Below are 23231 nucleotides of genomic sequence, written 5' to 3' on the forward strand. Positions count from 1 at the left end.
TGTATTTTTCTCGACTATCTTCAGCCCCGTCATTCTTCTTATAAAGTGCACATTGTTACGGTTTCTTTTACAGTTCCACGTTTTTACGATTTTGCATATTTACAGAAAATAAGAAATTGCTCATCATTATCTCGGTTATTATTGTCATCAAATCTTATTGATTTGCTTCAAATTCCTTCAAATCATAACAAGTGTAAGATGATGATAAGGAATATATTACGGTTTTTAACGACCTGTTTTTATCGACCATATTCACGCATTGGTTTTAAAGAGACCTTGCTCTTTCAAGCTCATTTTGCGGTGTGGGCTGGTGCATGATGTGCGGGGGGATGTGTGGTACGAGGGGTGGTGTAGGTTGATGCCGTGTGGCGGGGGGTGGTGCGTGGTATAATGTCCCATGACGTGTAGGAAATTTATAGAGCACTCTTTTCTTTAATGCTTGGGAAGAAATAAACGAGCACCATCACACATATTTGGGGCTGTTACATTTTGGCCTGCTTTAAAATGTTGTGACAGCTCTAAAGCCTTTGTGGTGATTTTATGAGAGACATGCCTTTTTTGTATCATTTTATACAATCAATCTCGTTTGTACGGTTAAGCGATTTTTTATGGCGCATGCATGGAGGGCGTTGGTGTGAAATATTTACAGAAAAAAAGCCTTTTATGAATAGATTCAAATCATCAAGGTGTGGTATAGGGTTTTCATAAACGGTTTTTTTATAATCATGGGGATTGGTAAAGGCGAGGGGGTATTTGATCTTTTTTAAGCATAAAGAGGGGAGCGTCTTTTTATAGGCAAGATAATCGTATGATGGTGTTCATTGGTGTGTTTCTTAAAAAAACTCTTTTAATGATTGTTAAATTCTGCGGAGTTCTGTGCAAGAGGATCAAACCCTTTGGGTATCAAGCGGTGATTTAAAAGTATGCACCTTGGCATGATCGTTTTACAAGGTTATTTTATTCGTCTGTTTAAGTTTCTTAATGCATGCGTTTGTGAAAAAATCTCTTTTAATGTCACTAGAATTAATGCCTCATGCTGCTAGAATGTCTGAAAATTATTGCACCATGGTGTTTGTGGAACGTGTAAAAGGGTTTATGAGACGTGAAAAATCATCAATAAAATCTCCGTATTTTCAAAAAATAACGGATAGCTTTTTATACTTTTAAAAGACTGAGCACGTCTCATGTTTCATTGTTTATTTTAGAACTGAATATTCGATTTTTGTGGAAAAATATTGATCAAGGCATCCATGATCCGTGAAAAATCAAGCGCTAATAAGAAAATGATGAATATAACCCATTTTGTATAGCGTGACATGACTTTTATACTTTTATAAGTCATAATAATTTCTTGGAGAATTTCTTTTTCTTTTTCTGTAAATTCTGTTTGTTTTCTAGCCATGTTTCCATCCACACAAGCCTTCCCCTTGTTTGTTATGCTTTAAAATATCTCTGGCGAGATTTGAGCTGATGTTCTTGAGATCTGTTTTGTCTAAATAAATGGGCATCCAACCAACGCAAGATGAAGGCTCATTGATTGTTTTTATGGCGCAACCAGTTGCTAAGAGCAGCGCGCACATCAGCATCACTTTTTTGATTGATTTCATTTTCCACCTCTAGTCGTGTTGTTGATGATTTTAGAATTGTTTCTATTTGCTTTTGCTGTTCAAGCTTTTTTCCAAGCCTAAAAGCTTTTGCTAAAGCGATAAAAAAAGCGGTCAAAGCCGCGCCTGTTATCATCAGATTTTTTTTCAGCCATCTCATTATAAGCGCTGCTCCTCAAAGCGTTTTGCGACAAAGAAAATGCCAACACCGGCGGCTAAAACCATAATGGTGGCCAAGGCCCATTGGATAGGACCATTGCCGGCCAATAAGCCTCCAAGTCCAGAAAAAGAACCAATAATGGGAGATAGTGCTTCTGCTTTGAGAAATCCCATGGATTCTTTTGTTTCAACGGTTTGATAGTTGGAAGAAACATAAGCTCCTTTTGCCCATAATCCTGCTTCTGCTGCACGGCGGTGGACAAGACCGTGAAGACGTTTTCCGCCTGCCTTGGTCCATTTTTGTAATTCAGCAGGGACCGCTTCATATTCGCCGTTATTAAGCTTTTTGAGCAAGGTCGATTTGCAAAAAGCCGCTGTTCCTACATTATAGCAAAAGGATACTAATGCTGCGAATTGTTCATCTGTTAAGGAAACCGTCACATTTTTTTCAACGGTATTTTCAAATTGTCTTAAATCTTGAGAAAGAATTTCTTCGGCTTGTTTTTCCGTGATGATCATGCCCTTGTGAACAAACGGTTTGCCAGCCGTGCTGGTATGGCCATAACCGATTGTCCACATCCCGATAGCATCTTGATAGGCTCGTAAACGCAATCCTTCCCATTGTTTAATAAGTGCAAGCCCTGTTGATGATATTTTTCTCATTTTCTTCTCCATAAAATAAAGCCTCGCTTTAAAGCGAGGCTGAGTTGATAAATTAAAATGAATTTTTTTGCTTCGAGAAGAGACGTAAAGTTTTGATGAAATCAAAAGGTTGGTTATGATATCTCCAATGAGCATCATAGGGGATGGGGGGATTGTTCGTTGTGTTTTCCCTTGGGGAAAGGGGGAGACTTTGTTCTGATTTGTTGATGCCGTCATGTTTGTTGGTGAAGTCTGGTTGGTCACATGGGGGCTGGTGTATCGTCATGGGTGTTTGTGGGAGCATGGGGGGCATGGGAATATGGGTGTATTTGTGTGTGGGGCGAATGTGTGAGAGAGGGGATTTTTATGAAATTTGAGAGGGTCTTTTGAGAGTGGTAGAGTTTGTGACAAGCGGGTTCATTGTGTTTGGTGGTGGGTGGAGATGGAGAAGGACTGGGGGAAGTCGTGTGGGTGGAGATGAAGGAAGCGCTGGTGTAAGTGTTGAGCTGGTTTTAAGGGGCTGAAACTTTTAAAGGGGTATTGCGTGTTTTATTTTTTTCTTTTGAGAAAAGAGCTGGTGGTGTGAATAGAGGCAGTGGTTTTGTAAGGATAACGGCATTGTTTATGGCAGAGGGGGGAGATTCTATGCTGGTTTTTGATGGAGGCTTGTTTGTTGGTGAAGTCTGGTTGGTCGCACGGGGGCTAGTGTATCGCCATGGGTATTTGTAGGGGCATGGGAGTATGGGGGTGGGGGTGTGAGCGGCATTGAAGTTTTTAGAGTGGCTGTTGAGGGGCTCTTATCTATAAAAATTTCTCCATAAAGGTTGTGTTGCGTATCATCATTCTTTTGCTCCGCGGTTTTGTTGGGAACTATGGCATGGAGACTTTTGAGATAAAGTAATCTTCTTAAGAAATAAAAGGAGACTTTTACTGAAGGCAAAAGCATTAAGTATTTTAATCGATCCAGTATTCTGCGTATCCAAAGAGTCTCATTGTTAACAAGAGCTTTGGGCTGATAAGCGTTTTGGCGTTTTGAGACACTTTTAAAAGGGGATGATGACAGACAACAGCCCTTTGCTTTTTAAGAGGCAAGTTGTTTGCTGTTTTTATTTTATCAACAAAAAAGCAGATTTGCGTAAAAGAAATTTTAGCTTTAAGGCAGCAAAGCGTTACTTGTAAGGCAGTAAAGATTTGTTCTTTATGAAGAGGGAATGTAGCACAATGATATCATCAAAGATTTGTATTCTGTTATCCTTTTTCTGTGGGGCGAAACAGAGACTGTTTTTTCCTCTTTTACATGCAAGTTTTTTTCAAATCTTTCCATGAGTGTTTCTTGCTTTTTGTTGACTTTTTCAAGCGCGGCTTCTGGATTGGCTTTTAAATATTGTTCGAGACGTTTTCTTCCTTGCGCATGTTTGTATAAACGGGCGGGAAGATAAGGATCTAACTTTTCAGCCGGTAAGGGCGTATCTGGTGCACATAATACACCCTTAACATTATCTTGGTGCAGTCTTGCTAATTTATCAGATTCAAGATGAAGCTTTTTGGCAAGCGCTAAACTAAAGATCCCACATTCAGAGGAACTTCGTTGAATATCCATTTCGGCCATAGCAAAAGAATAAGGAGGCAGTTGAAGATATTGCAGGGTTTGATTGATTTTTATTCCTAGTCTTCCAGCACTAATATTATTGAAAGTTGTCGGTTCAAACATGATTAAAGAGATTTTGTCATCAATAGTTTTATAATCTATTGCCGCAAAATGGATGTTGCTCCCCATATTGACAATAAATCGGGAAGATTGTGCTTTGCTCTCAACGGTTTCTTTGAGCGCGGTGGTAAAGTCTTCTGCTGTAAGAGCCAATTTTAGATTCATGCCTGGATATTTGCGATTTGCTTGCTCCACGAGAGCCGGAAACAGTCTAATATCTGTATCTTTATAATCCGCAAAAAACCAACGACCCGTGATGAGATCATCTTCTAAGCCTGCAATAATAGCGCGTAACTCTTTAGAATGAAGGGCGATATTTTCTTCTTCTTGAGGAGCATTGAGTTGTTCTAAACGAGCAATAAGGCTTTCTAAGGATTCATTTTCAGATGTTCCTGCTTGTGCTTTCGCAGCTTCTTGTGCGTTTGCACTTTCTTGCGTTGATGATGAACGAGGGGCGGTATTTTTTGAATCTTGTGGTTTCATGATAGGAGCTCGCGTGGTTATAATCCAGAGGCAATATTATTTTCTTAATATCTGGGCGAAATAATGTTTTAAAAAAGCCTTTTTCTCTTGAAAATTAAGGTAAAAATCATTTTGAAGCTGTTTTTATAAGAAAGTGTGGGGGAGCTTTTTAAAACTTGCGTGTTTTTTTGTTTCTTCAAAGTTTTAACATATGCACTTTAAAATAGGTTGATTGTGATTAGAATAATGACACTTTGGCTTTAAAAGAGACGTTGTTTGCTCTTTTTGTTTTATAAACGGAAAAGCTGCTTTGTGTGAGAGCAAATTTAACGCTCAAGCAGCATTGCTTTACTTTTTATGAAGAGACTTTTTATGAAGAGGGCTCAAGCATTTATTACATCATCAAAGATTTGTATTCCGTTGCTCTTTTTCTATGTTGTGAAACCGACGACCGTTTTGCCTTCTACTAAATTTAAGTTTTTTTCAAATCTTTCGACAAAAGTCTCTAGCTTTTGGTTGACCTTTTTATGGGCGGCTTCTGGATTGGCTTTTATATAGTTGTCAAGATGTCTTCTTCCTTGCACATGTTTGTATAAACGGGCGGAAAGATAGGGATCTAACTTTTCAGCCGGTAAGGGCGTATCTGGTGCACATAACACACCCTTAACATTATCTTGGTGCAGTCTTGCTAATTTATCAGATTCAAGATGAAGCTTTTTGGCAAGGCTTAAGCTAAACATGCCACATTCAGAGGAACTTCGTTGAATACCCATTTCCACCATGGCAAAATGAATAGGAGGCAATTGCTGATCTTCAAGGGATTGTCTTGTCCTTGATGCGAGTAATGCGGGAAATGTGTCACGCAGTGAGGTGGGTTCAAAAAAGATCAAAGATGTTTTGCCATCGATGTTTTGATGATCAACAACCGCAAAATGGATGCCTTGATCTTGGGCGTTAACGATCAATCTGGACGATTTTATACCGCTCTCGAGGGTGTCTTTAAGTGCAAGGGCAAAGCCGTCAGGGGGTGTGGTAAGTTTAAGATTCATCTGCGGATATTTATGATTTGCTTGGTCGACTAAGGCGGGCATCATATAGAGATCTAAAATATCATAATAATTTTTGATCCAACTGCCATCGGCATTATGCTGTTCTAAACCAGCGATAATATCTTTTAATTCTCCACGATTGAAGGGGATATTTTTTATTTTTTCGGTGTTGAGTCGTTCTAAATGTGCTGCAAGGCTTTCTAAGGGTTTATGTGTATGTGTCTCTTCTTTTGCGCTTGCTCCTTCGGGGGCGCTTGCACTTTCTTGTGTTGGTGATAAACGAGAGGGCAGGTCTTTTGAATCTTGTGCTTTCATGATATCAACCTCCTTGGTTATAATGGAGAGGCAATATTATTTTTTTACATTTTGGCTAAATAATGTTTTGAAAAAGGCCTTTGTCTCTTGAAAGAAACAAGGTTTCTTTTAGCCATTTTTATAAGAAGAGCTCATAGAGAGACTTTTAGTTTTTTAAACACCGCATGTTTTTTGCACATTTTTTCCACTTTTAAAATCTGTAAAAGCGGTCAGAAATTTGGATGCATTGACGTTATTTTTATGTTGTCAGTTCTTTTTATGGCATGGTCCATTTCAATGGGAAGTTTCAACAGTTCTACATGTGAAAAAATAACATCATACATAACAGGGGGGATATAATGATGCCTCTTTTTTAAAAAGCTTCTTTTGATTTTTTTTGGGGGGGGAAAGATATGATGAAGCATGGGTGATCAAATGATCCTATTCGTAAAACTTATGTCGTATAACATTGTCCTTTGCGTTATGATATAAGATAAGCTTTGTTGCATAGGGTGCAATATTGTAAAGAGCGTGGGGTTTTTATCGAGTGGCTGTTGATTGGCTGCTGTCTATAAAACTTTCTCATAAAAGTTTTGTTGCGTGTCATATTCTCTCCTTTGAGAAAAGGGACTGTGGTGCGAAAGAATAAATTTTTGCAGGGGAAAAGAGGGGGAGACATTTTGCTCTGGGTGATGACTGGTGTTGGGTTTTAAGACTTTGCGTTGGCAACTGGCGCTATGGTGTCTGTCCGTGTGCGTGGGGGCGTGTTGGGGTGGAGGAATGTCGATATTCGGTGTTGCTGGGGGGGAAGGCGAATGACCGGTGTGGTGGCTTATGGTCGTGGGTATGCGTTTTTATATAAAGATGTGTTGAGTTTCATAGATATATTTTTTCTTTTGAGAAAAGAGGGCGCACACAAAAGGAGGGGGGAGCTGTGCTTTTGAAACTTGTGGTGCTTTATTGATTAGAAAGATTGTAGTTGGTTGGTGTTGGGGATAACGCTTGGTTATTGTGTTGGCAACTGGCGCTATGGTGTCTGTCCGTGTACGTGGGGCGTGTTGGGGTGGAGGAATGTCGGTATTCGGTGTTGCTGGGGGGGAAGGCGAATGACCGGTGTGGTTATCGGAGGGACGGTGGTGAGGGTTTCGGTGTGTGCCTTGTTTGTGGTGCGCGTTTTAAGTTTTTTAGTGAATGTCATCATGAGAAAACGCTAAGGGAAAGTTTGTGGATTGCAAGTGCAGCTTGAGGTATCACTTCTTTATGATATGGGTTAAAAATTTTTATCCTTAGAGAAATGAGGTACAGGCGAAAATATGCTATGCGTCAATACGAGATAGCTATCTTATTTCTGTTCGTGTATTGTTTATCGCTTCTGTGGTGTATTATAACAGTGTTTTTATGGGATATTTTATGGTGATGTTGGGGTATGTTATTGCGCACTTCTATTAAATATTGTTTCTTCTCAATATTTTAAAATGAGATGGATTTTAAAATTATATGGTGGTTAGTAACACAAAAGAAAGATAATTTAAAAAAGCAAAAGATACCTTCAAACAATTAATGCTTACCCCTCTTCTAAACAGTAAAATTTTATACAGCTTCATATATTGCTGTATAACTTCATACATTATTTGTTGTTTATATATTGTTGCACAATGCCATACATTATTGCAAAACACACTGTTTTATAACAGATTTTACAACAATATTAAGGATCTGCTTAAGGCTATAACAATACAAATATAACAATACAAATATGTGTTTTGTGCATTAACGATTAATCGAGAAGTAGTCTAGAAGATTTTATGCCGTTTTCGAGCATTGCGTTGCGTGTAAGAGCAAAGCCGTTAGGGTAGGCGTTAAGTTTAAGATTCATTTGATAATGAAATGAAGACGCAAATACCCCTTTACCGCACCTATTATTAAATACGATTTTTCCTATTCTGTCAACTGTAAACAATTATTTTTCTTTAATTTATTGCGGAAAAAATTTTACAGAAAAAAGCGCATTTATTGACTGTACAGCATAATATATTGTCTTACATGGGAATTTTTTTTGATAGGGTAAAACATTTCTTTTGAGAAAGGAGGGGGAACAAGAGGAGGGGGGAGTTGTGATTTTGCAGCCGATGGTGCTTTATTGATTAGGAAGACTGTGGTTGGCTGGTGTTGGGGGTAACGCTTGGTTATTGTGTTGGCAACTGGCGTTGAGGTGTCTCTTCGTGTGCGTGGGGGCGTGTTGGGGAGGGATGTTGTGGGGGTAAGGTGATGGTTTTTTTCTTTGGTCTAAAAGATCATGCTTGTAATTTTATAAAAATTTCAGGGTGTTATAATAACTTTTCTTTCTTCATTTACAATGAGAGACCCCATTATCGTGATTTTTTTCATTGAAAATCTATGCTGTGGTCAAGACTATGTCTTTTGTTCATCATAAGAGAAGGAAAACTCGATTTAAAATATACAAGCAAGGGTCCAGAGTTTCTATAATGAATTGCCTTAAGTGTTAAGGTTGTGGCAGAGGGTAAAGTGGAGGATAGGGTGTTTTTTACAATAGAAGGCGATAGGGGGGGATGTTTGAAGAGAGGGAGATTTCTGTTTGGATAATTTCTGAAATGGGCAGACAGCTTGAAATTTGGAAGAATATGAAGTTTTCAAGATCAAATATCTATTTTTAGCATCATTTTTTAAGTTAGTTTTACAGCTTGCAAAAGTTTCTAGAGCAATGTCCTTTACATCAATGAAGAGGAGCCCTTATGCTTTTTTCTTACGTGTCTTTTTGGGGATCACACCTCGCAATGTAAAATAGAACGCCTCACATGAAATATAGGTATGGAGTATAGCTCTATGTTGCATAATCGCGGGCTTGTTTTAAAGTTATCCGCCCCCAAGCCTATTTCACGGTGCCGCCCATAAATGGACGGTAATGCCTCCATGAAATACTATAAAATCTATAAATACTATAAAATTTATGGAGCGCGCCATTTTTACGCATCATAAAAAGAGCCAGCCGACACTATTACACATCTTCGCTTCCAATGTTATATCCCCTCTTGGAGCGTCTCGACTTTTCATGAAAAGGTATAGCTTTCTTGTACCGTTTTTACCGACACATGAACCCCACTTATGGTGTGCAAGCAACGTGATGCGGGCTTGTTTTAAGCTCAACAGATTTGAAATGAGAAAAACTTACGATATTTAACGTTCTCATTCAACTTGAATAACGCTAGATTGGCATTTTATTATGCCCTTACCATTGGGGGCGCACCGTTGGGGAAAACGTGTGTGATGAAGGCGGTGATTACAAGGGGTGATAGGAAGAATGTTGGCTATCTGAAGAGAGGGCATTTGTCTTAATTCATGCTAGGATTGTCTTTTTGTCTTTTGATGGGGGCTTCTTTGACAGATTTTTGTGTTTTTATGGGCATGGGATTTAGATGTTTTAGCCTTTGACGGGGGAGACAACGAGGGCGTGTTTTTAGCGAAGGCTTTTTTTGTTAGAAAGGCTCTTGTTGTTAGAACAGTCAAAATGTTTATAAAGGGCATCAAGAATAAGGCGCAGTGAACCAACAAGCGTTGGCAGGGGTTGATCTTCTATCACAAGATATTGTAATGCTGCATGGAAGTTGTGTTGACGATGCTGATATTGTGCTTCCTTAATTGCTTCTTGCATCTCTTCATAGTGTTGTGTTGCTCTTTCAACCCATTGCTTTTTGGCTTTTTCATCGCAGGTACTGTGCTTAAAGCCGTCATAATAGCCGTTTGGTAGACCTTTGGCACATAAATAGTCGTTTCTGATTTGTAAGTATTGTTGTGCTGTGTCATATTGTTCTTTACTGATGCCTGATGAATCCTCTTTATAACCAAGCAAACAAAGACGTCCAATATAGCTTCCTACAAGCGGATTTTTGGCTTCTTCGAGGCTTAAACCAAAGTGTTTTGCACGCATTTCAATGGCTGATTGATGGGCTGATTGAGATGCAGATTTGCTGGAGTTTTTGGCACGGGAAATACGGCCATTGGGCTCTCTGAGTTTTCCTGTTATTTTCGGTCTACCGCGTTTTTTACCTATTTTCATGAACTTAAACCATTTGAATGAAAAAAACTGTCTGTTGTTGGGGGACAGTGATTGTAAAAAGCACTTTGAGTAAATACGAGAGAGAGAATACCAGGAGGGGAGCATACTAGGGGGGAGAAAATACGAGAGGGATATAGGGTGTTGCAGAGCACAAAAGAAATGAAGTCTTTAAGCGCAATGAAGTATTATGGGGAGGGGAATATTCAAGGGAAGTGGAACGTTATCGGGAACAGCAACGCTGTGGGGGCAAAAAATCATTTGGAGCCCCTTTTTTGATCCTATACGGGTTATTTTTCCCCTATCATGCTTATTGTTCATTTTATTTATTGATAGCCGATTATTTGCTTTCAAAGGATTTTTCAACCTCTCTGGAAAAAGTGAAAAGAAATTCTTGTTAAATGTGAATGAAAAAATAAAGTTTCACGGGACTTTCCTTATCTTTTTTGATGATGTGTCTTTTCTCATAAGGGGATTAAGGGCTTATTGGGAGGGGGGATTGGGATTTATTAGAGGCTTATTGAGCAATGATTGGTTTTTCTTACGCGCGCCTTTTTTACACGCACTTTGCAGAAATCTTTCAATTTCTCCTTTTCTCCTCTGAAAGGAGATTGGTTTATTCTTGAATGTTATTTTGGGGGGATGTTATTCTTAGGGATTTTGTGCTCATTTCTTTCTTTTTGTTCTCGTTTTTTTCTTCTTGTTGTCTTTTTTTCTGCTGTTTTGTTTTTCTTATCTTAATTCTTGGATGCAGGACCAAGAGGCTTGATCGATATCATGCTGTTCAGTCTATCATTATCCTTTATAGAGGATTTTACCCCTTTATGAAAGGGCTTTTCCCCTTATATTGCGTGGTTGAGAGCTGTAAAAACAAACTTGTCCACTCATTCTTATTATAACATAAGATGTGCTCTATTTTCAAATAAAATGTCGTGTATTGACTTAAAATAAAGGGTAAACGGTCAAGATCTGATTTGGCGATCTGGTTTGGCACCTTATCTTTTATCTATCCTTTATAAGAGATAAAAACTCTTTTGCTGTTTTAATAAATCTCATCCACGAAAAGAGGTTGGATCGTCATTTAAAGTTAATGGGATAACGTCTTAAAAAAGTTATTTTATAGGAGAAAGGCGTTGATAAAGGCGGGAGAATTCGGATTTAAGAGGCGATATATTCATTTTTTATTAAAAAATTTTAAAAAATAGGTTGAAAATTTTTGGAAAAATTACTATAGACCCTTTTTAATGCTAAAGGGATGCAGACTCTCACGTGAATCGTGCTCTGTTGATTCATCAAAGCAAAGAGGAGTGTGCAAGGAGGGTTATTCATTTTTTGGTAGTCTTTTGGCTTTGTAACAGGCATATGGTTTTATGGGGGAAGCTTTTTCTAATACATGAGTGATATGTGGAAGACAAGAGGCGCTTTAAGCGGGCTTCTTAAGATAGGTAGTTTTTTATAATAAGAAAGCGGGGTAATGCTGGCATGACAACAGATAATTCACAACACCAATCTGCTCAGATGCAGAAAGATACAGAGACTGTATCTCATTCAGATTCCGATAAAAAGTCTCAGCTCTTTTCCTTAAAAAAATCTATGGTGCTCTGCATAAGAGATTATAAAATCATTTTTTGCATCTCTATCGTTTTGTTAATCTTAGGTGCTTTTCGTATAGCCTATTTGCCAATGTCAATTTTGTATTTGTTTGCTGGCGGCGTTTATGGCGGGGGAGATAGTTTTACAGATTTTATTCTTTTCTTACCAACTTTTATTTGGGAACTTTCGATCATATTTTTACCGATCATTTTGGTCTTGCACTTTCTGTTAGATCGTCGTTTACAAAAAATAATCCAAAATTTGGAAAAAACGCCGAACCAGCAAGATGAACTTGTTCGTACACAAACAAAATAGGGGGAAATAAATGATTGCTTTTACAATATTATTAGGTATTCTTGCTTTTTTAGGGCTTATTATCATTGCTGTTTTAAACAGTATGGTTCTTGTTGGTGTTTATTACTTTTTTTACAAACGGGTAAAAGCCTATTACAGCTTGGATCAGAAACTGAGAGAAGAGCTCAAAAGGTAATATAAAAATAAGAGTTCCACTGTGCTGTAACACATAGCCGTTAAATACTGTAAAACATGTGCTGTAAAAAGGCGTCGTTTAAGACGCTGAAATATAAGCCTCTCTCATATTTGTTCCATGAGATGTTTTTATTTTCCACATGGAATGTTTTTTAGTGGGGCTTATTGGGGAGTGGGCTTGCGGGCCGCCCTACTTTGCTTGGAAAAGCTTCATGCACCAGTTCATGCATTGCACCTTTGAGATGCCTTTTGAAATGCCCTTTGAAATGCAGTAATCAGAAGTCGCAGTAAAAAAACATAAGAACCATAGACAAAAGCTTTGTTGGGGATGTGATTTTTGTTGCGTGGAACTGGCAACAATGTGATGAGCTTTTGTGAGGGGGGGGGACTGTTTGTTCTGGGGATGAGGAATCTATATCCTTTTAAGGCTGTATTTTTAAAGAATTGTTGAGGGTAATGTTAAAGTGATATTGTTGAAAATGATTGGGGTTATCTGTACGGTTTGGGACCGAAGAACAGAATGCCATTGCATTGCATATTCATAAGCTTGTTTTAAAGAGGCATCTCTCAAAGCGCACGTCATACCCATTTCATGGTGTCGACCATGAATGGTATAATGATAAATCCATTGAGCTCCCCCATCTTTACGCTTGATCAGAAACAAGCCGACATCATCACACATTTGTGCCAGCCTTTGAGTGTTGTGGACCAAATCTTGGGCTTGTAAGACGGTTCATGAAAAGCTATTTTTAGTCCTTTCTTATACAGTTTTACTTCACACGGCTCTTCTCGCTTATAACATGCAAGTAAATGGTTTTGATTGATTCAAGATAAACAGATTTGAAATGATTAGAATCTTACGTTATTCGAGGCTCTCATTCAAGTTGAATAACGATATGTTATCTTTATAAATCAATATGTTGTTGGAAGGCCGACCGGTAAAACTTTATGCATGGGATATTTTTTTAGTGGAATAGTTTGGCTTGTTGAATGTTGTGAAAAGTATCCAGATCCTTGAGGTGCGTGTGATCGATTAAGTGGGAAAAAGAGGCGTAGATTGCTTGTAAGCGTGAGAGAGTTGCTGTTGTGAGAAATTCAAGGAATTTAAACAAGGAATAAAGATTTAAAAGGAATTATTAAGCACTTGCTTCATGGTGAAAAGAATGCTAAGCGGTTTTTTCGCGCTAGTCGCATGTTATCAAATATTACAAGTGGGCGTTTTGTAAAGTGGGGGGATTATTCATATGATCAAAGATAAATCACAAAGCCAATCTATCCATGAGGGAAATAAGGCTTTTATCTCGCAGCCCATTATCTCACAGGCAATGTTGCATCAATTGTCCGCTTTCAAAAAAGGAATGGGTCTCTCAACAAAAGATTATGTCATCATTTGTGGCTTGGCTATCCTTTTGTTGGTGCTTTTTGCGGCGGTTATCTCTATGAAACCTTGGGAACTTTTTCACATTATATCCAACGAACAGCTGCAAGCAATGAAGCAACAAAATTTTCAAGAGCTGATGCAAGAAAGTCTTATAGGGACTTTGCACAACAATCCTGCGATCGAATTTCTTCGTAATGCTGGGTGGAAGAGTGTGTGGTTTTTTTTATGTTTTTTACCGCAGATCATTTTAGGGGTTCTTTCGGTGTTCTTTCCACTCTTTTCTCTCTTTCACGCCATATTGAAACGGGATGTGAAGGAAATGATGCAGCAATGGGAAACAGTCTCAAAGCAGCAATATCCCGGCAAGCAATCTCTTGACAAAATACGATAGGGGGAAAAAGTGAGCACTTTTTTAATAATTTTATTATTGATCTCCTTAGGGATAGGTCTCTTTATTTATTCTGCATGGATTATGGTGCTTTTTTCTACCGTGAAGGTTGTTTTGATACTTTATTATTCTTTGATAAAACGGACAATCTTATTATGGAGGATGCGGCGAAAGCTCAAAAAAAATACAACGCAGAATTTGAGGCATTATCAGCCAGAGAGCAGGGGGAACAATACAGTTCTTGCAACACAGTTTAGTGCCCTTTCTTTTAAAGAATCTTTGTTCCTCTCAAGAAAAGAATATAAAATAATCGCTTGGATAACTTTCATTGTGATTGCTCTTTTAGCATGTGCTACGTTGTTGTTATCTCTTCTTACAAAATATACCACTGTTTCGCAGAATGATGCATTGGCTGTGTTTTTTATTGGTGCACTACCGTTTTTGTTTATTTTAGTCTGTAGTGTCTTCACTTTACCGGTCATTTTAATTCTCCATAGTTTCCTTCATTATGGTGTGAAAAAAACAGTTAAGAGATTAGAAACACTGGTTTGAGCAGTGAGTAAAAATGATGATTGCATATCAAAATGATCAGGGGAAAAAGAGAGCGTTATGATAGAATATTTGGCTTTTTTAGGGCTTATCATTATAGCCATTTTAATGTTGATGGTCATGATCAGGCTTCCTTACCTGTTGGTCAAGCATATGCGCTTGTCCTTTAAGCTTGCGCAAGAATTAAAAAAGAGTACAACGCAACAAAAGCACGCCATACAGCAACTGCGCAATGATCCGGAAGAAATAAAAAGACAGAATCTTGTGCGTGAGACCCTGGATGCCAAGATACGCTTGCTTAATTTCAAAGAATCTCTACCTCTTTATCCAAAAGAATGTAAAATTATCCTTTGTATCTTTATTCTCATTTCTCTTCTACAATTTACTTTTTTTATCGCAAAATTGGTATGGTGGAAATATCATGTGATCAGCGTTATAATGCCGCTTTCAAGGATGAGCATTATTTATAGCCTTATATGGGTAGGGATTTTTCTTATTTTTCCGATCATTGCCATAATGGGCATAAAATTAACGCAAAAATTGAGAGCCATGCTTCAGCAATTAGACGAAGCGATAGAACAACGCGATCAAGCAATCCGTATGAAGAATGTGCAAAATCAAAAAGAGCAGGGGGAAACAAAATGACCAGTAGTCTGATAACATTAACAGCCTTTTCTTTTCTGTTTTTTACGCTCTTAAATATTTTAGTATGGGTGCCAATTTTTACCATTTATTATCTGTTTATCAAGCGTGCGAGGCTCTATTTCTGCTTGAAAAAAGAACTGAAAGGCGTGCTCAATGAACGCGATAGCGCTTTAAAACAGATCTCCCAAAAATAAAAAAATCCCATTCGCTCTTTGAGACAAAAAAAGCCTTCGCTTGCTTAGGTTTTCTCTTGTTTGGGTACGACGATAGCTTGTTTGGTCTGACTATAAAAGAATATTCTATCTTTCAACCGTCATGGTGATATCACCGACGATTATAACGATTATCGTTAAGATATGGAGAAAGAAGGGCATTGTTTCTGCGGCTATATTAGAGCCACTGGCTTGGATTCTTGCTTGTGCTTTTTTACTCTTACCCATTGTTTTTATTCTGCTTTTTATTGTAAATCGTCAATTGAAGAAAATGATCCGACAACTGGAAGAAGAGGTTGAACAGAAAAAAGCGCTCATCATTCTCACTCATGGAAATGAGAGCGAAAAGTGAAGAGGCGGGGTCTTGTCTTTGTCGTGTTTATGAAGGGCGCATGGGGGCAGGTGTGTTTTATGCTTTTATCCAAGCAGAATGTTTTTGAGGAAAGCTGGTGTGGTTGCATCAATGGGTTGATGGGCAGTGAAGAGGCGGGGCTTTTTGACAGTGCTTTTTATTGTAAATCGTCAGTTAAAGAAAATGATCCGACAATTGGAAGAAGAGGTTGAACAGAAAAAAGCGCTCATCATTCTCACTCATAGAAATGAAAGCGAAAAGTGAAGAAGCGGGGCTTTGCCTTGTGCGTAAGAGAGAAGTGAAATGGAGGCTTTTCCTTTGTCGTGTTTATGAAGGGTGCATGGGGGCAGGTGTGTTTTTTATCGTGGCAGGTTCGTTGAAGAAAATGGTGCAGTCGCTATTACTTTTTTATCAAGCGGGTGCGGGTCTATTTCTTCGTGAAAAAAAGAGCTGAAATGCGTGCTGAATGAACGCGATACAATATTAGAGCTCATCGTTAAAAAAAGATGAAAACAAGCTGTGTGCAACTTGATCAATAGAATTGTGGTGGTCTCATATATACGTAGCTTGACAGGCGATAGACTATTTTAGGGTGTTTTTTGTTCTATAATTCGATTTTAAAGCAAAGGGGGGATTTTTAAGGTAAAGAGGGTGGAAACTTTTGCAGGAAAGGCAAAGATCCTGCGGGTTTTAAGTTAAGTAGGGAGACGTTAAAGGTGAGAGAAAATGTTGATCTTCGCAATGTTTTGGGCTTGTAAGAAGGGGGCACTACTTTTGTGAGAGCGGACACTCTCTTGGCAAAAGGATTCTTCTCCGTTGGCTTTTTATGGGCTGCTTATGGGCTGCGTTATCTTATAGGCTCTCGCATGGATGAGAGATGTTGAAGCCTTACTTGTTATAAAAGCTTTGACGAGAAGGTAAGAGGGTTTTGAAAAAAGCATTAAATGCATTTTGACCGTGCTTTGGTGAGGGGGGAAGACCGTCCATAAAGATAAAACAACCCATTGACGATTTTTTTCAATTGCTTTTCTTTTTGAACGCAGCTTATGAAAGAAGCTTATCACGAGGAGCATAAAAAGCACTCAGAACTTGAGAGCCAGAGATTTACACATATGTAAGACAAAAGGTCTTTTATAAAAAGGGCTTTAAAATTTTAGACAAACGAGGGATAAAAAATGCGGCACAATGGGGGAAATTCACTATCAGAGAGGGGGAAAAGTTCACTATCGCAGTGGAAACCACGGGCTTTTTCTTTGGAAGAAGCTTTTTTGACACGCAAAAATTATAAAATCATCTTTTGCTTGGCCTTTATTCTTGAGGCTTTTAGAATGACACTTATTATGTTATTTGAGTGGGATTTAACGGGGTGGTGGAATTATAGCCTCTTCATTCTCACATTGATGTTGGGTTTTATATCCGTGCTTCTTTTTATCTTGATCCCTGTTGCCTTTGTGGTTCGTGTCATTTTTACGCGTTTGTTGAAAAAAAAGATCGAGCAGTTGGAGAAAGCAATGGGGCAAGCGGAAAACAACTCTTAAATTCATAAAAAAAGCGCGTAAAGGAGAGAGAAAATACGGGGCTTTATTCTCATGCGTTATAGGAGCGCTTTTATGGGGGTGATGTTTGATATCAAGGGAAAAGATGCTCTTTCTCATAAAAGCGGAGACAAAGACAAGCCATTGATCTAAAAGCATTTGATCGTGAGGAATGGGTATAAAACAAGCATTGATTGTGCGGATAAAAGCTTTTATTCCATGAAAATAGCTTTAAAGTTTTAAACAAATGAGGGGTAAAAATGCGGGGCAATGAAAAAAATGCACCATTGGATAGGCAAAAACGGTCTTTTTCTTTGGAAGAAGCGTTTCTAACACGCAAAAATTATAAAGTTATCTTTTGCATTACTTTGACTCTTGCTGCTTTGAGAACAGGTCTCTTTGTACCGGCGTTGCTTGGGTGGAAGTTGACAGAGGGGGACGCGGATGTCATGGCTTTTCTCTTCTTTTTTATGCTGCTTATATTAGATTTCACTTTTATCTTGATCCCTATTGCCTTTGTGGTCCGTATTATTTTTACGCATTTGTTGAAAAAAAAGATCGAGCAGTTAGAGCAAGCAATGGGGCAGCCGATAGCGGCTCCTTATCAACAAAACAAGCTCTAAGGGGAAGGGGAAAATGAAAGATATCCTTGTCATATTTTCATGGGGTGTGGGCTTGACGCTTTTTACAACGCTTTCTGCTGTGGTCACGATGTTTATTTGGGCATTGTATTATTCTGCTTTCAAGCGGGTGAGATTGTATTGCCAAGTGATCAAAGAATTAACGCGCGTGCGTAAACAACCGGGCAGTTTTGAGCCGTCCAGTAGGGAAGAACCGATGATGAAAGCATCATCTGCGGAAGAAGAATCCAAAGATTTCTCTCAAGTTGTGGATGAGGAAATTCTCACGATGGAAAGCGCAACGGCGCTGTTAAAAAGTTTGGGGGGAAGGGTGGAAATTGAAGAAAAAGGGGATCATTTGGCCACCTTCTTTTTACCAGACCGTGAAGTGCAGTTTCTTTATAATGCTGAGAAGGGCTATCCGCAATTTGATTGTGCACTTGCGGTGGGCTCTGGTATTCATGCGGCGGCTTGCCAAACGATAGACCCTTATAACTCTGGAGGTTTGATTGCTCTCGAGTTGAGTTTTGAGGTGAAGGGATTGGAAATTTTTGAAGAAAAGGTGAGCGCCTCGCATTTACGCTCTGCGCTTGAAAAAGCCTTAGACAAAGCCATGGGCGAGGTTGATCTTGGCACTATGCTTCGTTCTCAATATCGTACTCTTCCTTGGGAAAACAAAATTTCGGTCCCGCAGTTAACACCTTATTCATTGCGCTATCTTGCGGCTTTAGCCTTGTTGGGGGATGTTGAAACTTTAGACTCCTATCACAAAAGCTTTATAGAAGGTGAGTGGTTAGGCTTTGAGACAAGCATTAAAAAAGAGCATCTGGAACACGCGATAGCGATTGCTAAGGCGGTAGAAAAGGCAAAACAACCCAGTTACGATTTGCTGAAACAGACAGCAAAAACCTATTTTCTAGAGGTGGAGAGCTATGACTATTTTAGAATCAAAGATCCAAATTTGTGCAATAGAAGGCGGTTTGTTTACGAAAATTTGATCGAGGAAAAAAGAGAAGAATTAAGACAACAGGGCTATACGGTTTACGAAAAAGACACCATTTGTGAGATTGATGGAAAAAACGCTCGTCCTCATATTCTTTACATCAAGGATGGGGAGGTAAGATATATGGATGTAAAAATTGGGATTGATGAAATAAACTATTGAAAAAAATAAAAAGTTTAGATAACTTTAACAAAAGCTTCATGCGTAAAATGGTGTGTAAAAATAAAAAAGCAGAGGGGACCAATGCTGCAGAAAAACGCAATATTTGAAGAGACTTTCTTTTCACGTAAAAAATTGCCAGTATTTTCAATGGCAGGCCGTAAAGGGGAAGAGTGGTGCAAAATGATCGGGCGCCGCTTGTTCATTATGTTTTACACAATATTTTGTACAATGTTGTGCAAGGGTTTTTACACAATGTTGTGCAGGGGTGTGTGTGCGGGCTTTATCATAATGGCTTTAGAAGTTCCTGCGGGTGCAAGATCTCTGATACAGCCAGAGGACTGGGCAAGATGGGAGGGAATCGGTTCCCTTATTTTCCTCTTACCGGTGTTGATTTGGTTTTGTCTTTTAACCCCTCTTCCGATCCTTTGGGGGCTGCGTAGCTTCAAAGAACGTAAATTGAAAAAAACACAGCAAAAACTGGAAGAAGAGACAAAGCTGTCATAGATCAGTTGGTGAGATGATCGCTATGAAAGGTTAGTTCCGCCATTTTTAATGGTTTTTCTGCTGTTTGGCTGTTTTATTCTCGAGGCTCGTGACGGTTTTTGCTCTTTTTGTCAATAGGGTTATTGTGGCGCCTTATTATTGTTTAATCAAGCGTTTGCGGCTCATTTTCAAAGTAAAAAAACAAAGACGTTTGATAAAAGAACAGCTGCAGCATTTTTATTTTTCTAAAAAAGTCTTAAAGAAAGCGTGCAGCAAAACTTAGTCTTGGACACAGAAATAAGTTCCTATTCGTTTAAAAAATGGCTCTCTTTTTCCACTAAAGATTATGTCATCCACGCATGCCTCTCTTGCATCCTTATTGTTTTTAAATTTTATATCTATGTGGCTTTCTATAAAAATGTGAATGTTGAGATCGATGAGAGGAGATTTGTCTACATTTTATTCTTTGTTGTTTTATCGGCATGTCTTTTGGTAACGGTTCCTGTTATTGTGATCCTTCGTGAAATTTTAACTTCTCGACTAAAAAAGAAGATTCAGCAATTGGAAAAAGCAACTGAAGCACTCCAATCAATTGATTGATAAGGGGAAGGGGAAAAATGCATGACAAGATGGCGGCAGCTGCTACGATTGTTTTGATGGCTCTTGTTCAGGGGGCTTTGGGATTTTTTCTTAATAATTCCCATTGTGGCACTGTATATTTCTTTAATCAAGCGTTTGATATCTTATTATAAGATCACGCGGTAATGAGACGCAGCGTTAGAAAAAGCGCGGTTAGGTATTCCCACGTCGTGAAGGCATCATTTTAGATCATACCGTTGTTTTACAGCTTTAAGACGTGCAGAGGGGGGGTACGGTGTTTTTCCTATCACAAATGACGTTTGCCTTTATTTGAAGGGGATAATAGTCTTGAGATGGTTATCATCTCTCTACAGCTTTCTGTAAATAAGTGTAATCGTAAAAGCGTGGAACTGTGAAAACGTGGAGGTGTTCAATAATATGGTCAGTGTGAGAAGGGTGGTCGAGAGAAGAGAATAGTAAGAGGGACATCAAAGATTGAGCTGTGAAATGCGTAAAGATTGAAGAGGTATGGGAAATTGGAAAAGACAGATGCCAATCAATAGTCTTGGGATGATTATCATCTCTCTACAGCTTTCTGTAAATGATTATAATCGTAAAAGCGTGGAACTGTGAAAACGTGGAGGTGTTCAATAATATGGCCAGTGTGAGAAGGGTGGTCGAGAGAAGAGAATAGTAAGAGGGACATCAAAGATTGAGCTGTGAAATGCGTAAAGATTGAAGAGGCATGGGAAATTGGAAAAGACAGATGCCAATCAATAGTCTTGAGATGGTTATCATCTCTCTACAGCTTTCTGTAAATGATTATAATCGTAAAAACGTTGAACTGTAAAGGTGATGGGCTTAGAGCACGACGGTTGTAAGGAGGGAGTGAAAAGAGTGTGAATGGAGATAGGATATTTGAGAGAGGGGTTGTGAAAGATAAAGAGCGTTTGGGGAAGAGTTGTCAATACGTTGAAATGGTGTAGGGGAGTTGGGGTGAAAGGCTGATGATCAATAATTTTTTCTGTGCTTTGGATAGTTCTTAATATTTTCTTAACGATCACATATGTGGTGCTGTATACTTATTTTATCAAGCATTTGATATCTTATTACAAAATCACGCGATAATGAGACGCAGCGTTAGAAAAAGCGCGGTTAGGTATTCCCACGTCGTGAAGGCATCATTTTAGATCATACCATTGTTTTACAGCTTTAAGACGTGCAGAGGGGGGATACGGTGTTTTTCCTATCACAAATGACGTTTGCCTTTATTTGAAGGGGATAATAGTCTTGAGATGGTTATCATCTCTCTACAGCTTTCTGTAAATAAGTGTAATCGTAAAAGCGTGGAACTGTGAAAACGTGGAGGTGTTCAATAATATGGTCAGTGTGAGAAGGGTGGTCGAGAGAAGAGAATAGTAAGAGGGACATCAAAGATTGAGCTATGAAATGCGTAAAGATTGAAGTGGCATGGGAAATTGGAAAAGACAGATGTTAATCAATGGCTTCAATGAGATTGATTATCATCTCTCTAATGTTTTCTGCAAATAAGTGTAATCGTAAAAGCGTGGAGCTGTAAAGGTGATGGGCTTAGAGCACGACGGTTGTAAGAAGGATGGGGTTTTAAGAGGGGGGATGGATAGAGGAGTGGTTGTTTGTTTGTAAAGAAAAAGCAAAGATTGATCATAAGGTTTGTTTTTTCATATGATTTTTTATGATGTTCAGTATCTGTTGGCTTATTTTCTTATGGGGCAGACAGCGTGAACCTTTTGACGTTGTTTTTTGTTCTAAGTGAATGGGGATGAAATCAATCTTATTTTTGCGTGCGCACTCCGTTATCATTTGATCATGCGTGTTGGAACCAAAAACATGAAGAATACACGGTGGTTTAGGCAAAAGAGCTAACTGTTCAATTAACGCGCAAGAAAATGCGTGAGCGGATGAATGAAGCCAAAATATGCAATATTTTAGATCACACCATTGTTTCATGGCTGCTAAAAACTTTGTCTGTGAAGTTGCACAATCATAATCTAATAATACGCACAACTGTTTTTTTTGGCGTGCTTCAAGCTGGACTTTTTGCGAAAGAAAGCGTGCTGCAATGATGGCTTCTTGTGGCTTTAGTGATTGACACAAAGGGGCAAGCATTCCCGTTCCCCCTAAGATTAAATAACGATAGTATGCGTTATGTTTTCTCATGCTCCCCACCTCTTTTGCGTTAAATTTTACCTCTTTCCTTTAAACGTGTTGCTTTAAAAATGTACACATTTCATCAGAAAGCTGTTCACAACGTGTTTGTACCTCTTTACTGATTACTTGCCAAGTATTCTCTTCGTCATTGAAGGCAAAATCTTTGTTGGAAGAGGCAATTTGACATTGGAGTGCATAACCATAAAGCGTTTGCACCACTAAAAGTAAATGTTCGCACGGTTGTGCGCATTTTTTAATGCTACTCCCATGAGAGATAAGTCCTACTGGTTTATGGAAAAAGGCATTAGAGGTTAAATGATCAAGAGCATTTTTTAAAACCCCTGAATATGAGCCTTGATAAAGGGGACTTGCAAGAATAATGCCATCTGCTGCCACAATGGTTTTTATAAACTGACGGACTGCTGCACTTGGATGATTTTCAACTTGATGATGATAATCTGGATCGACTATCGGCAAGGGGTGTTCACGCAAATCAATCCAGTGAATTGATGCCCCACGTTTTGTAAGGCAATCGGCTAAATGACGTGCTAAAGTTCTTGTGAAGGAAGGTTGACGCACAGACCCCAAAATAATCGCTATATTCAACTGATTCTCCTTTTTCTAACAAGTTTTACGCAAACTTCTTAAGGCACGCAAGGCTTATATAAGGATTGTCAGTAATAATGAATGACGCTCATCAACATGCTCTGCTATAATAATCGCCATGGTAGATTGTATCCACGAGATCATAGAATCAATGGATACTAACAAGATTGTGAATAAAACAATATCTAAAACTTGCAAGGGAACTGGAGTGGTTTTGCCTAAGGCTGAAACCTTTGAGTGCAAAAAGAACGGTTGTCTCGAAAAGAGCTCTATTGTTGGCTTCTAAAGATCTTTTGAAAAATAGAAGAACCCTCTTTTGAATAACCATTGTTTGAATAATCATTGACCTTTTTTAAGTTGAATAAGCGTGTTTTTAAGATTTCTTTATTTCAAACTTTTTTAGATTATCTTTTTTCATTGCATCAATCCCTTTTTTGTCTGTCAAAAGGAGGCG

27 protein-coding genes and 1 pseudogene are annotated in these 23231 nt (G+C 38.6%); 18 read left to right on the forward strand and 10 right to left on the reverse strand.

Going from position 1 to position 23231, the window contains the following annotated elements; translation table 11 throughout:
- Positions 1 to 318: hypothetical protein (locus tag FNZ60_RS09880; RefSeq protein WP_210243977.1), on the forward strand; the 318-nt coding region annotated here is incomplete at its 5' end.
- 883 nt (positions 319 to 1201) lie between these two features.
- Here the strand turns inward: FNZ60_RS09880 and FNZ60_RS02000 are convergent.
- The 3 genes from FNZ60_RS02000 to FNZ60_RS02015 form a co-directional block, all read right to left on the reverse strand.
- A complete protein-coding gene (locus FNZ60_RS02000) occupies positions 1202 to 1402 on the reverse strand; it encodes a hypothetical protein (protein ID WP_142416068.1) in 201 nt (66 codons plus the stop codon).
- Between the two features lie 128 nt (positions 1403 to 1530).
- Positions 1531 to 1764, reverse strand: coding sequence for a hypothetical protein (locus FNZ60_RS02010; RefSeq protein WP_425456823.1), 234 nt, complete (start codon positions 1762 to 1764; stop codon positions 1531 to 1533).
- Positions 1764 to 2426 (reverse strand): lysozyme, encoded by a 663-nt coding sequence (locus FNZ60_RS02015; protein ID WP_142416071.1) that lies wholly within the window; start codon positions 2424 to 2426, stop codon positions 1764 to 1766. The genes FNZ60_RS02010 and FNZ60_RS02015 overlap by 1 nt, the downstream gene beginning before the upstream one ends.
- Before the next feature lie 371 nt (positions 2427 to 2797).
- On the opposite strand from FNZ60_RS02015, the gene FNZ60_RS10370 reads away from it, so the two are divergent.
- A complete protein-coding gene (locus FNZ60_RS10370; protein WP_281280229.1) occupies positions 2798 to 2929 on the forward strand; it encodes a hypothetical protein in 132 nt (43 codons plus the stop codon).
- Positions 2930 to 2987: 58 nt separating this feature from the next.
- The gene (locus FNZ60_RS02020) at positions 2988 to 3134 is read left to right on the forward strand and encodes a hypothetical protein (protein ID WP_210243978.1); all 147 of its coding nucleotides are present in this window, start codon (positions 2988 to 2990) and stop codon (positions 3132 to 3134) included.
- Between the two features lie 469 nt (positions 3135 to 3603).
- On the opposite strand, the gene FNZ60_RS02025 is transcribed toward FNZ60_RS02020, so the two are convergent.
- Positions 3604 to 4596, reverse strand: coding sequence for a YopJ/AvrA family T3SS effector serine/threonine acetyltransferase (locus FNZ60_RS02025; protein ID WP_142416073.1), 993 nt, complete (start codon positions 4594 to 4596; stop codon positions 3604 to 3606).
- A 373-nt stretch (positions 4597 to 4969) separates the two neighbouring features.
- Positions 4970 to 5939, reverse strand: a pseudogene (locus FNZ60_RS02030) (YopJ/AvrA family T3SS effector serine/threonine acetyltransferase).
- 701 nt (positions 5940 to 6640) lie between these two features.
- Here FNZ60_RS02030 and FNZ60_RS02035 point away from each other — a divergent pair.
- Positions 6641 to 6862: a hypothetical protein gene (locus FNZ60_RS02035; RefSeq protein WP_142416074.1), complete on the forward strand. Its 222-nt coding sequence runs from the start codon at positions 6641 to 6643 to the stop codon at positions 6860 to 6862.
- 42 nt (positions 6863 to 6904) lie between these two features.
- On the forward strand, positions 6905 to 7132 hold the full coding sequence (locus tag FNZ60_RS02040) for a hypothetical protein (RefSeq protein WP_142416075.1): 228 nt from the start codon (positions 6905 to 6907) through the stop codon (positions 7130 to 7132).
- A gap of 2261 nt (positions 7133 to 9393) precedes the next feature.
- Here the strand turns inward: FNZ60_RS02040 and FNZ60_RS02045 are convergent.
- Positions 9394 to 9993: a hypothetical protein gene (locus FNZ60_RS02045; protein WP_142416076.1), complete on the reverse strand. Its 600-nt coding sequence runs from the start codon at positions 9991 to 9993 to the stop codon at positions 9394 to 9396.
- 1479 nt (positions 9994 to 11472) lie between these two features.
- Between FNZ60_RS02045 and FNZ60_RS02050 the strand changes: the two genes are divergently transcribed.
- Positions 11473 to 11898, forward strand: coding sequence for a hypothetical protein (locus FNZ60_RS02050; protein ID WP_142416077.1), 426 nt, complete (start codon positions 11473 to 11475; stop codon positions 11896 to 11898).
- 10 nt (positions 11899 to 11908) lie between these two features.
- Positions 11909 to 12073: a hypothetical protein gene (locus tag FNZ60_RS09585; protein WP_185913412.1), complete on the forward strand. Its 165-nt coding sequence runs from the start codon at positions 11909 to 11911 to the stop codon at positions 12071 to 12073.
- A 435-nt stretch (positions 12074 to 12508) separates the two neighbouring features.
- On the opposite strand, the gene FNZ60_RS02055 is transcribed toward FNZ60_RS09585, so the two are convergent.
- Positions 12509 to 12754, reverse strand: a complete 246-nt coding sequence (locus FNZ60_RS02055; RefSeq protein WP_185913419.1) for a hypothetical protein — start codon at positions 12752 to 12754, stop codon at positions 12509 to 12511.
- Between the two features lie 562 nt (positions 12755 to 13316).
- Between FNZ60_RS02055 and FNZ60_RS02060 the strand changes: the two genes are divergently transcribed.
- The gene (locus FNZ60_RS02060; protein ID WP_142416078.1) at positions 13317 to 13844 is read left to right on the forward strand and encodes a hypothetical protein; all 528 of its coding nucleotides are present in this window, start codon (positions 13317 to 13319) and stop codon (positions 13842 to 13844) included.
- Positions 13845 to 14050: 206 nt separating this feature from the next.
- Here the strand turns inward: FNZ60_RS02060 and FNZ60_RS09590 are convergent, their stop codons facing one another.
- Positions 14051 to 14323, reverse strand: a complete 273-nt coding sequence (locus FNZ60_RS09590; RefSeq protein ID WP_185913414.1) for a hypothetical protein — start codon at positions 14321 to 14323, stop codon at positions 14051 to 14053.
- Positions 14324 to 14450: 127 nt separating this feature from the next.
- On the opposite strand from FNZ60_RS09590, the gene FNZ60_RS02070 reads away from it, so the two are divergent.
- The 10 genes from FNZ60_RS02070 to FNZ60_RS10375 all read left to right on the forward strand — a co-directional run bounded on the left by FNZ60_RS02070 (position 14451) and on the right by FNZ60_RS10375 (position 20154).
- Complete coding sequence (locus FNZ60_RS02070) at positions 14451 to 15035, forward strand: hypothetical protein (protein WP_142416080.1); 585 nt, start codon at positions 14451 to 14453, stop codon at positions 15033 to 15035.
- 315 nt (positions 15036 to 15350) lie between these two features.
- A complete protein-coding gene (locus FNZ60_RS02080; protein ID WP_246054697.1) occupies positions 15351 to 15599 on the forward strand; it encodes a hypothetical protein in 249 nt (82 codons plus the stop codon).
- Positions 15596 to 15811: a hypothetical protein gene (locus FNZ60_RS09595; RefSeq protein ID WP_185913416.1), complete on the forward strand. Its 216-nt coding sequence runs from the start codon at positions 15596 to 15598 to the stop codon at positions 15809 to 15811. Before FNZ60_RS02080 ends, FNZ60_RS09595 begins: the two co-directional genes overlap by 4 nt.
- On the forward strand, positions 15808 to 16053 hold the full coding sequence (locus FNZ60_RS09600; protein ID WP_185913417.1) for a hypothetical protein: 246 nt from the start codon (positions 15808 to 15810) through the stop codon (positions 16051 to 16053). The genes FNZ60_RS09595 and FNZ60_RS09600 overlap by 4 nt, the downstream gene beginning before the upstream one ends.
- Before the next feature lie 721 nt (positions 16054 to 16774).
- Positions 16775 to 17137, forward strand: a complete 363-nt coding sequence (locus tag FNZ60_RS02085; protein WP_142416083.1) for a hypothetical protein — start codon at positions 16775 to 16777, stop codon at positions 17135 to 17137.
- A 257-nt stretch (positions 17138 to 17394) separates the two neighbouring features.
- The gene (locus FNZ60_RS02090; protein WP_142416084.1) at positions 17395 to 17757 is read left to right on the forward strand and encodes a hypothetical protein; all 363 of its coding nucleotides are present in this window, start codon (positions 17395 to 17397) and stop codon (positions 17755 to 17757) included.
- A 13-nt stretch (positions 17758 to 17770) separates the two neighbouring features.
- Positions 17771 to 18919, forward strand: coding sequence for a DUF6990 domain-containing protein (locus FNZ60_RS02095; RefSeq protein WP_142416085.1), 1149 nt, complete (start codon positions 17771 to 17773; stop codon positions 18917 to 18919).
- Between the two features lie 252 nt (positions 18920 to 19171).
- Complete coding sequence (locus tag FNZ60_RS10000) at positions 19172 to 19423, forward strand: hypothetical protein (RefSeq protein ID WP_246054698.1); 252 nt, start codon at positions 19172 to 19174, stop codon at positions 19421 to 19423.
- 399 nt (positions 19424 to 19822) lie between these two features.
- Positions 19823 to 20002: a hypothetical protein gene (locus tag FNZ60_RS02105; protein ID WP_142416087.1), complete on the forward strand. Its 180-nt coding sequence runs from the start codon at positions 19823 to 19825 to the stop codon at positions 20000 to 20002.
- A 17-nt stretch (positions 20003 to 20019) separates the two neighbouring features.
- Entirely contained in the window at positions 20020 to 20154 is a 135-nt protein-coding gene (locus tag FNZ60_RS10375) for a hypothetical protein (RefSeq protein WP_281280230.1), read from the forward strand.
- Between the two features lie 1510 nt (positions 20155 to 21664).
- Here the strand turns inward: FNZ60_RS10375 and FNZ60_RS02110 are convergent.
- A complete protein-coding gene (locus tag FNZ60_RS02110; protein ID WP_142416088.1) occupies positions 21665 to 22180 on the reverse strand; it encodes a Rossmann-fold NAD(P)-binding domain-containing protein in 516 nt (171 codons plus the stop codon).
- 39 nt (positions 22181 to 22219) lie between these two features.
- Positions 22220 to 22777, reverse strand: coding sequence for an NADPH-dependent FMN reductase (locus tag FNZ60_RS02115; RefSeq protein WP_142416089.1), 558 nt, complete (start codon positions 22775 to 22777; stop codon positions 22220 to 22222).
- Positions 22778 to 23231: the final 454 nt, after the last annotated feature.

Source organism: Bartonella massiliensis (assembly GCF_902150025.1).
GTDB classification, from domain to species: domain Bacteria; phylum Pseudomonadota; class Alphaproteobacteria; order Rhizobiales; family Rhizobiaceae; genus Bartonella; species Bartonella massiliensis.